This is a genomic window from Azospirillum sp. B4 (genome assembly GCF_000333275.1).
Classification (GTDB): Bacteria; Pseudomonadota; Alphaproteobacteria; order Azospirillales; family Azospirillaceae; genus Nitrospirillum.
The window spans coordinates 1-8,265 of record NZ_BACU01000618.1; the positions used below are offsets into that span (position 1 = coordinate 1).

Consider the following 8,265-nt stretch of genomic DNA (forward strand, 5'->3'; position numbering starts at 1 on the left):
CTTCGCGCCGTCGGCCGCTCATGGCGGTGTGCGATGGCGTGGCGCGTCCCCTTTTCCAAAATCCTTTCATTACCCCAAAGGTTTGCACGGGGGTCACGACACCGTCCCGTTCTACAGTCTGATGGTGGAGGGCGACGCCCTGGTCGCGTCCGGCATCGACGGGCTGTACCGCATCACAGCCGATGGCAAGGCCCAGCAGACGCCCCTGCCGGAGCTAAAAAACATCGACGGCGCCTGGGTCAGCTTCGATCTGCCCCACGTGGTGCTGGTCGGAACGGTGCAGCGGCTCTCGGTCGGCCCCGACGTACCCATGATGGTGCCCAAATAGCCGGTTTCCCCTATGCCGACGCGGCGGCCCCTCACGGATGCATCCGCGCGCCCTTGGTAACCTTGTCCACCAGTTTCTTGTCCGCCCGCAGGCCCAGGCCCACCACCCGCGCGTCCTCGGGCCCGAAGTCGGCGAAGACGGCGCGGTTGGCGGTGTCGTGGCCAGTGCGGAACATCTCCTCGATGTAGAGGGAGATGCGCAGGGAGCGTTCCAGGGTGCGGCGGTGGATGACGGCCAGGGTTTCTGCGTCGGCCGCCAGCACGATCACCGGCTGCACCGACAGGGGGTTGTAGACGGTGCCGGAACGGTCGCGGTAGGCTTCGCCGATGATCTCCGGGAATTGGCCGACGATGCCGCTGGTCAGGAAGGCGGTCACGTTCAGCGCCTGCCAGGCGGCCAGGTCTTCGCGCAGGACGAGGGCGATTTTGGTATCGAACATCAAGACGGGCTCCTTACGGCCGGACGAGGCCCCGGATCTTGGGCGCCGGCCCGGCGCCGGTCTTGAACGTTCGTGCAAACCTGCGGGTATCCAGAACGACGGCATCACCGCCGCCCCCGCCTTCCCGGGCATCGAGCGTATCGAGGCCCGCTTCCGTGGCGAGGCCTTCAGCCCCCACCGCCACGACACCTATGGCCTGGGTGTCACCCTGCACGGCGTCCAGACCTTCCGCTACCGGGGGCGGCAGCGCCACAGCCTGCCCGGCAACGTCATCGTCCTGCATCCGGATGAGGAGCATGACGGCGGCGCCGGCACGGAAGACACCTTGCGTTACCGCATGCTGTATCTGGAGCCATCGCTGCTGCGCCGGTGCCTGGACGCGGACGGACAACAGGGCGCCGCCCTGCCCTTCGTGGGCCAGCCGGTGCTGGCCGATGCCGACCTGCGCCAAGCCCTGGCCATGGCGCTGTGTTCCCTGGACGAGGGGCTGGAGGACCTGGAGGTGGACGACCTGCTGACGCGCATCGCCCGCGGCCTGGCCCACCATGCCGGCACCCGCGCCAAGCCGCTGGGCCTCCTGGCCCAGCGCCAGGTCCACCGGGCCCGCGACTATCTGGCGGCCAACGCCCTGGCGCCGGTGCGGTCGGAGGATCTGGAGGCCATCACCGGCCTGGACCGCTATGCCCTGGCCCGCCATTTCCGCGCCCTGTTCGCCACCAGCCCGCACCGCTTCCTGCTGATGCGCCGCCTGCAGCACGCGCGCGGCATGATCACGGCGGGCGAACCTTTGGCGGAGGTGGCGGCCGCCACCGGCTTCGCCGACCAGAGCCACCTGAACCGCCACTTCAAGAAGGCCTACGGCATGACGCCCGGGCGATGGGCTACCCTGGTCGGTCCCGCCGCCTGAAGTCCGGGCGCTGAGCGGTCAGAGGCTGGCGACCGCCGGCCCCGCAGCGATTCGCGGGATCAGCCAAGGGGCGACACGGGCGCGTCCGGCTCGGCGTCCAGCGTGTCCTGGTCCTTCAGGCAGCGTCCTTCAGGCGGCGCACCTGGTCCAGCAGGCGCTGGATGGCCGGCGTGATGATGAGGTCGGAGCGATGAACGACGCACACGGTGATGGCCGGCAGCTTTTCCTTCAGGTGCAGGCTGCTGATGTCCGACCCCAGCATCTTCAGCTGTGGCGTCACGGCGCTGGGCGCGGGGCCCGTCCACACGGTGACGGTGTTGGGCCGGGCCGCCAGCGCCAGCATCAGGAAGGTTGACTCGCAACGGGTGAAGGACGGCAGGCGGTCCATGCCAGCCTCCGCGAAGGCCGTGCGGAAGTTGAAGTCGAAGCTCTGCTCCGACTCCGCGAACAGCCACTCCGCCTGGATGAGATCGGCCAGGGAGCGCGCATTTTCCAGCGGGTCGCCCTTGGTCACGGTCAGCACCGTGGGCAGGCGCAGCAGCGGCTCGAACCGCAGGCCGGTCCCCATCTCCTCCAGGTTATCCGGCAGGGTGGCGATCACCAGGTCCACGGTGTGGTTATACAGCTTCTCGACCAGCGGCCGGCGGGAACCACCCAGCACGGTGCAGCCGATGTCGGGGTTGCGCGCCTTGAAGTCCACAAGGATGGGGGTCGCGGCCATGCTGGCCGAGGTGGTGAGGCCCAGGCTGACATGGTCCCGCGGGCCGGTGCCGGCGAACTCATGCTCCGCTCGCGCCACCTGGTCCAGAATGCCCCGCGCACGCCGCAGCAGCGCCACGCCGTCCGGCGTCAGTTGCGTGCCCCGGGGGCTGCGGATGACCAGCTGGCGTCCGGCCCACACCTCAAGCTCGCGGATGGTCTTGGCCACCGCCGGCTGGCTGACGGACAGAAGGCGCGCCGCCTCATTGAAACTGTGGCAATCGGCGACCGCCACGAACGCCTTCAACTGGTGGATCTTCATGGGGAACCGCCGATGATACCGGATGAGCTTGAGTGCGCTCACCCGGCCCCAAAGGGCCGGAATGGAAAAAGGCGCGCTCCCGCGAGACGGGGCACCCCTTCTTTGGTACGCTTCAAGTGGTAACTATCCTACGGGTTGCAATACCACGCCAGCGTCATGGCGTCACCTGGATGCGGCATTATAGCGGGTGGCCGACAGCGTGTCGGAGACGGCGCTGATTTTGGTGTCCTTGAAACCCGCCGCCCGCATCCAGGCCCGCACCGGTCCTTCGCCGAAGGTGGCCTTGGGTCCCTTGCCGTGGATGATCCACAGGGCGGCGCCGGGCGCGAGATCGCCATGGGCGGCCACCGCCCGCTCCAGCCCGTCCGTGTCGCCAACCACGGCCAGGGCGATGCGCGCCTCGGCCGCCGTGGTGGCGGTGGCGCCGGCCAGGGCCTCCACCAGGGCGGGATCCTCCACCGCGCCGATGACCAGAGCCGGCGTGGCCGGGCCCACGCCCAACTTCTGCGCCAGGCTGGGCGGCGGCGTGGTCATCTTCCGGGCCCAGCGCGTGGCGATGTCAGCGCCAAGGGCCAGAGTTAGGCGCCCGTCCGGCATGGTCACGACCAGATCGTCGCCCACCACCGCCACGGCGGTCACGGCGGCGAGCGCGATGGTGCGCCGCAACTCCCCCCGCAGGATCAGCTCCCGGCTTTCCAGCAGGGCCTTGACCTCACCCGCCCCGCGATCGGACCCGGTGGTCCATTCCCCATGACACAATGCCTCCAGCCCCATGGATGCCCCCTTGGCAGTGGCGGCGGACGGCTCAGCGCTGGGCCGTCGCCAGTTTGATGGCCAGGCCGACGAAGACGACGCCGGCGATGCGGTTCAGGATCAGCTGCGCGCGGCTGGACCGCGCCAGCCAGCGGTTCAGGCCCCCCGCCAGGACGGCGATGGCGGAGAAGCAGACCAGGGCCACGGCGGCGAACACCGCCCCCAGCAGGAAGATCTGCGTGGTCACGCCGCCCCGGTCGGGCGAGGCGAACTGCGGCAGGAAGGCCAGGAAGAAAATGGCCACCTTGGGATTGGTGACATTCATGACGATGCCCCGGCTATACAGGGCCAGCGGCCGGTCCGCCCCCGCCCTGGCCCCGCCCAGCGCCTCCGCCGGGGCGCGGAAGGCCTTGTAGGCCAGATAGACCAGATAGGCGGCGCCCGCGATCTTCAGCAGGGTGAAGGCCAACTGCGACTGCTGGAAAATGACGGCCACGCCCAGGGCCACGGCGGTGGTGTGCACCACCAGCCCGCTGCACAGGCCCAGGGTCACCGCCACCCCGGCGCGCCAGCCCCGCGCCGCCGACAGCGTCAGCACGAACAGATTGTCCGGCCCCGGCGCGAAGGCCAGGATGGTGGCGGCGGTGATGAAGGTCAGCAGCGTTTCCAGGGGCAGCATGCGCGCGGTCTCAAGCGGTCAGGGGGTGATCCTCAACCGCTGATCCTTCCAGACTTTTGGATTTCCAGCCACTGTCCAGATCGCGGCCTATCCAGATAACGGGCGGCCGCTATACTGCGCGCAGCCCGCGACCGTCTTCGAGGATGACCTTGGCCGACGCCCCCCGCCTCACGGTCTGGTACAACACCAAATGCCCCGTCTGTGACGCCGGCATCAATTGGCAGACCAACCGCCTGGTGCGGGCCGCCCGCGCCGGCGTCATCGCCTTCCGCGACATCAACCTGGAACCCGACGCCCTGGCCCGCTTCGGCGCCGACGTGGAAGCCGTGCGCCGCCGCCTGCACGGGATCGACGCCGATGGCCGCCTGCTGGTGGGCGGCGACTGCGCCATCGCCATCTGGCGCCACACCCCCGGCGACGCCTGGTTGGCGGCCTTGCTGGGCAACCGCCTGACGCGCCCCCTCACCCGCCTCGCCTACGACCGCTTCGCCGATGTGCTGTACGCCTGGAACCGGCGGAGGGGGCATTGGTGATCGGTGTGGTTCACCCTTCGACGCTATTGTCGGCCACCCACCGGCGGAACGCCTCTTCCGACAGTTCGCCAGCGGCGACGGACTGGATCACGTCAGCGGCCTGCCGCTCGCTCACATCCAGGAAAAGCCCGTTCAGGATGAGGGTCGTACCCAGGGCGACGAATCCGGCCCGCTTGTTGCCATCCACGAACGGATGGTGGCGCAGGATGCTGACGCACACCGCCGCCGCCAAATCGAACACCGTCACCGAGCTCTCGGCGTAGGCAATGATCTGATGGGCGCGGGCCAGCGACGCCTCCAACGCCCCGCGATCGCGCAAGCCCGGCGCACCACCATGCTCCGCCAGCAGTTCCGTATGCAGGTCGATAATCGCTTCGATAGGCGGGAGAACCAGTCCCGTCACTTGGCCAGCACCGCCATGGCGCGGCGGTATCGGGTGGAAAACGCCCGGCCCGCCTCCATGGCTTTGCTGTAGTCATCGTTGGATTTGGCGATCTCAATACGCCCGTCGCGCACTGACAGCGTCACCTCGTCCCCCCGATCCAGGTGCGCTTCCGTCAGCACATCGCGGGGGATGGTGATCCCCGTGGAGTTCCCGACCTTGGTCAGTTTGGTGGTGTGCATGGGCGCGCTCCTTCATCGCTCCATTATTATGTAATAACGAGCGTTCTTACGTCAACGCCTCCTACTCCGCCGCCTGGATCGCCGGCAGCGGCACAGGTTCCAGGGTCACGGCCACGCCGCTCAGCACGGCGTTGCCGGACAGGGGATCGCGCAGGTTTTCGTCCAGCAGGGCGTTCAGGTTGGCGCCGGGGCGCTGGCTGGCCAGGCCCAGGCGGGCGCCCTCGGTGTCGTGGCCCCAGCCGTGGGGCAGGCTGACGACGCCGGGCATCATGTCGGCGCTCACCGCCACCGGCACCTCGATGGACTTGCCGGCGCGGGACAGGCGGGCCTGGCCGCCGTGGACCACGCCGTGGCGGCGGGCGTCGTCCGGGTGCACCAGGACGGTGCAGCGGAACGGCCCCTTGGCCAGGACCGGCAGGTTGTGCATCCAGCTGTTGTTGGAGCGCAGGTCGCGCCGGCCGATGATCACCAGCTCGGGCGCCGCCTGGTCCAGCAGCCCCTCCGCCCGCGCCAGGTCCGCCACCAGCACCTCGGGCGCCAGCTCGATTCGGCCGGAAGGGGTGCGCAGCACCTCCGGAACGCGGGGTTGCAGGGCGCCCAGGTCGATGCCGCCCACGCTGTCCTTCACGGCGGCCAAGGTCAGGCCGCCCGGCTTGCGGCCGAAGCCATCGCCGTAGGGACCGGCGCGGAGCGCCAGGTCCAGCAGGCGTTCCGGTCCCGTCCAGCGGGAGACGGCGGCCAGGACGGCGGCCGTATGCTCGCCCGCCCAGCGCCCCACCTCCGCCGCCACCATGGCGTCGTCCAGGGCGGCCACGTCGGCATCGGCCCCCTTGCCTTCCGCGATGGCGGCCAGCTTCAGCAGCACCTGCCATTCCGCCATGACACCCTGCGGCCGGGGCAATAGGGCCGGGCTGTAACGGGCGTGGTTGCGGTAGGAGAGCTGGGGGAAGGCCACGTCGTAGTGGCTGTCCTGGAAGGGCGACACGCCGGGCAGGATGACGTCGGCGTGGCGCGTCGTCTCATTCAGGTAGATGTCGACGCTGACCATCAGGTCCAGCCCTTCCAGCGCGCGGGCCAGGCGTTCGCCGTTGGGGGAGGACAGCACCGGGTTGCCGGCCACCGTGAACAGGGCCCGCACCTGACCCAGGCCGGGCGTCTCGATCTCCTCCGCCAGGCAGCCCACCGGCAGCTCACCATAGACTTCCGGCGCACCGGAAACACGGGAGCGGCGGCGGCCCAGCGGCACGCCCCGGCCCTTGCCGCCGGCACCCACCGTGTTGGCGGCGAAGGCGGCTGCCTTGGGGAACATGGCGCCGCCGGGCACGTCCAGGTTGCCGGTCAGGACGTTGACGGCATCGACCAGCCAGCTGGCCAGGGTGCCGAACTCCTGGGTGCAGGTGCCGATGCGGCCGTACAGCGCCGCCGGGCTTTCCGCCGCCAGGGCGCGGGCCAGGCCACGGATGGTGTCGGCCGGGATGGCGGTGTGGGCGGCCGCCCGCTCCGGCGTGAAGGACGCGACGGCGGCGCGCAACGCCTCCACCCCCGCCACATGGTCTGCCAGCCGGCCAAGGCGCACCAGATCCTCGGCGAACAGGGTATGGACCAGCGCCGCCAGCAGGAAGACATCGCTGCCCGGGCGGATGAAGTGGTGCTCATCGGCCAGGGCCGCCGTCTCCGTCCGCCGGGGATCGATCACCACCAGCCGGCCGCCGCGCGCCTTCAGGGCCTGGGCTTTGCCACGGAAATCCGGCACCGTCCACAGGCTGCCGTTGGAGGCCATGGGGTTGCCGCCCAGGATGACCAGCAGCTTCGCGCGTTCGATGTCCGGCACCGGGATGCTCAGCCAGTGGCCGAACATCAGGCCCGACGACAGCTGCTTGGGCATCTGGTCCAGGGTGGAGGCGGAATAGATGTTGCGCGTGCCCAGCGCGCGGCTCAGCACGGGCGTGTAGAGCAGCAGCCCCATCTTGTGGGCGGCGGGGTTGCCGACGTAGGTGGCCGCCGCGTCGCGGCCGTGGGTTTCCAGCAGGGGCGTCAGCCGACGCTCGATCTCCGCGAACGCCTCCCCATACGTCGCCTCGACGAAGCGGCCGTCGCGCTTGATCAGCGGCGTGCGCAGCCTGTCCGGATCCTCGTGCAGATCCTTCAGCGCCACGCCCTTGGGGCAGATGAAGCCGTGGCTGAAAACGTCGGCCTCATGCCCCCGGATGCGGGTGACGGCGCCGTCCGCCAGCGTGACCTCCAGCCCGCAGCAGGCCTCGCACAACGGGCAGATGCGATGGGCGACGGTTTCGGTAGCAGTCACGGACGGGCCTCCCAGATTATTCTACACCCAACTATCGGTGGCGGCGGGGCGGCTGTCCAGCGGCGGCATCCACTGGCCCCTCGACATCAAGAAGGTTCCAGCCCATCTTACGGTGATGAGCAATCTTGCCCCCACCATCCCGGACGGTGAAGACGAAGCCGCCGCTGAATTGGCCGCCCTAACGGCGGCGGTCGAGAAGGCGCGTGCCAATAAGCGCGGGGTTCCGCATGAGGAAATGCGGGTCTGGCTGCGGGAATTGGCGGAGGGGCGTTTCGATGCCCCGCCACCCGTGGCGCGTGATTTGTGAACGTCATTTGGCGTGAAGACGCCCTCGACGATATCGTCCGCATCACCGACTACATCGCCCACGACAACCCGGTAGCCGCTGGCCAAGTCGCCCGCGCACTCTTTATTGCCGGCGAAAGCCTGATGGATTTTCCGCGCCGTGGACGGCCCGGAAGGGTCGCGAGGACGCGGGAATTGGTCGTCTATCGACCCTACATCATCGTCTACGAAATCAATGCGAACGGCGATGTGCATATCCTGCGCATCTGGCACGGCGCTCAGGATCGCCTTTGAAACGGAGCGCCCGGTCCATAGAACCGGGCGCATGCGAACCTGGCCTCACGGATCCAGCGGGTCACCCGCGTCCAGCGCCAGGGACGACAGGTTGGGC

Annotated in this window: 12 protein-coding genes; 5 read left to right on the top strand and 7 right to left on the bottom strand. The window is 69.3% G+C overall.

Features of this window, described 5'->3' with window-relative positions; all coding sequences use genetic code 11:
• Window positions 1–328 (top strand): hypothetical protein (locus tag I55_RS27550; RefSeq protein ID WP_211100323.1); only part of this gene is annotated, 328 nt, incomplete at its 5' end.
• 31 nt (window positions 329–359) lie between these two features.
• Here I55_RS27550 and I55_RS27555 read toward each other — a convergent pair.
• Window positions 360–767, bottom strand: coding sequence for a DUF2000 family protein (locus tag I55_RS27555; RefSeq protein ID WP_044563942.1), 408 nt, complete (start codon window positions 765–767; stop codon window positions 360–362).
• Between I55_RS27555 and I55_RS27560 the strand changes: the two genes are divergently transcribed.
• On the top strand, window positions 754–1,674 hold the full coding sequence (locus I55_RS27560; RefSeq protein ID WP_252181341.1) for an AraC family transcriptional regulator: 921 nt from the start codon (window positions 754–756) through the stop codon (window positions 1,672–1,674). The genes I55_RS27555 and I55_RS27560 overlap by 14 nt on opposite strands.
• A 115-nt stretch (window positions 1,675–1,789) precedes the next feature.
• Here the strand turns inward: I55_RS27560 and I55_RS27565 are convergent, their stop codons facing one another.
• The 3 genes from I55_RS27565 to I55_RS27575 form a co-directional block, all read right to left on the bottom strand.
• On the bottom strand, window positions 1,790–2,695 hold the full coding sequence (locus I55_RS27565) for a LysR family transcriptional regulator (protein ID WP_049974560.1): 906 nt from the start codon (window positions 2,693–2,695) through the stop codon (window positions 1,790–1,792).
• Between the two features lie 162 nt (window positions 2,696–2,857).
• The gene (locus I55_RS27570) at window positions 2,858–3,469 is read right to left on the bottom strand and encodes a hypothetical protein (protein ID WP_044563943.1); all 612 of its coding nucleotides are present in this window, start codon (window positions 3,467–3,469) and stop codon (window positions 2,858–2,860) included.
• Window positions 3,470–3,500: 31 nt separating this feature from the next.
• A complete protein-coding gene (locus I55_RS27575; protein ID WP_044563944.1) occupies window positions 3,501–4,127 on the bottom strand; it encodes a LysE family translocator in 627 nt (208 codons plus the stop codon).
• A 149-nt stretch (window positions 4,128–4,276) separates the two neighbouring features.
• Between I55_RS27575 and I55_RS27580 the strand changes: the two genes are divergently transcribed.
• Window positions 4,277–4,660 carry a thiol-disulfide oxidoreductase DCC family protein gene (locus tag I55_RS27580; protein WP_199902749.1) on the top strand — a complete coding sequence of 128 codons (384 nt, stop codon included), beginning with the start codon at window positions 4,277–4,279 and terminating at the stop codon, window positions 4,658–4,660.
• Window positions 4,661–4,670: 10 nt separating this feature from the next.
• On the opposite strand, the gene I55_RS27585 is transcribed toward I55_RS27580, so the two are convergent.
• From I55_RS27585 to I55_RS27595, 3 genes are all read right to left on the bottom strand, one after another.
• Window positions 4,671–5,063: a type II toxin-antitoxin system death-on-curing family toxin gene (locus I55_RS27585; RefSeq protein ID WP_044563946.1), complete on the bottom strand. Its 393-nt coding sequence runs from the start codon at window positions 5,061–5,063 to the stop codon at window positions 4,671–4,673.
• Window positions 5,060–5,284, bottom strand: a complete 225-nt coding sequence (locus I55_RS27590) for an AbrB/MazE/SpoVT family DNA-binding domain-containing protein (protein WP_044563947.1) — start codon at window positions 5,282–5,284, stop codon at window positions 5,060–5,062. The genes I55_RS27585 and I55_RS27590 overlap by 4 nt, the downstream gene beginning before the upstream one ends.
• A 61-nt stretch (window positions 5,285–5,345) precedes the next feature.
• Window positions 5,346–7,589 carry a molybdopterin-dependent oxidoreductase gene (locus I55_RS27595; protein ID WP_044563948.1) on the bottom strand — a complete coding sequence of 748 codons (2,244 nt, stop codon included), beginning with the start codon at window positions 7,587–7,589 and terminating at the stop codon, window positions 5,346–5,348.
• A 37-nt stretch (window positions 7,590–7,626) separates the two neighbouring features.
• Between I55_RS27595 and I55_RS27600 the strand changes: the two genes are divergently transcribed.
• Both I55_RS27600 and I55_RS27605 read left to right on the top strand, forming a co-directional pair.
• A complete protein-coding gene (locus I55_RS27600; RefSeq protein WP_148294013.1) occupies window positions 7,627–7,896 on the top strand; it encodes a hypothetical protein in 270 nt (89 codons plus the stop codon).
• A complete protein-coding gene (locus I55_RS27605; protein WP_044563950.1) occupies window positions 7,893–8,168 on the top strand; it encodes a type II toxin-antitoxin system RelE/ParE family toxin in 276 nt (91 codons plus the stop codon). The genes I55_RS27600 and I55_RS27605 overlap by 4 nt, the downstream gene beginning before the upstream one ends.
• The last annotated feature ends 97 nt before the right edge of the window (window positions 8,169–8,265 follow it).

What these genes read in the sequence shown, in the direction of transcription:
- I55_RS27555 (WP_044563942.1), bottom strand. Translation starts at nt 767, where the DNA reads ATGTTCGATACCAAAATCGCCCTCGTCCTGCGCGAAGACCTGGCCGCC.
- I55_RS27565 (WP_049974560.1), bottom strand. Translation starts at nt 2,695, where the DNA reads ATGAAGATCCACCAGTTGAAGGCGTTCGTGGCGGTCGCCGATTGCCAC.
- I55_RS27570 (WP_044563943.1), bottom strand. Translation starts at nt 3,469, where the DNA reads ATGGGGCTGGAGGCATTGTGTCATGGGGAATGGACCACCGGGTCCGAT.
- I55_RS27575 (WP_044563944.1), bottom strand. Translation starts at nt 4,127, where the DNA reads ATGCTGCCCCTGGAAACGCTGCTGACCTTCATCACCGCCGCCACCATC.
- I55_RS27590 (WP_044563947.1), bottom strand. Translation starts at nt 5,284, where the DNA reads ATGCACACCACCAAACTGACCAAGGTCGGGAACTCCACGGGGATCACC.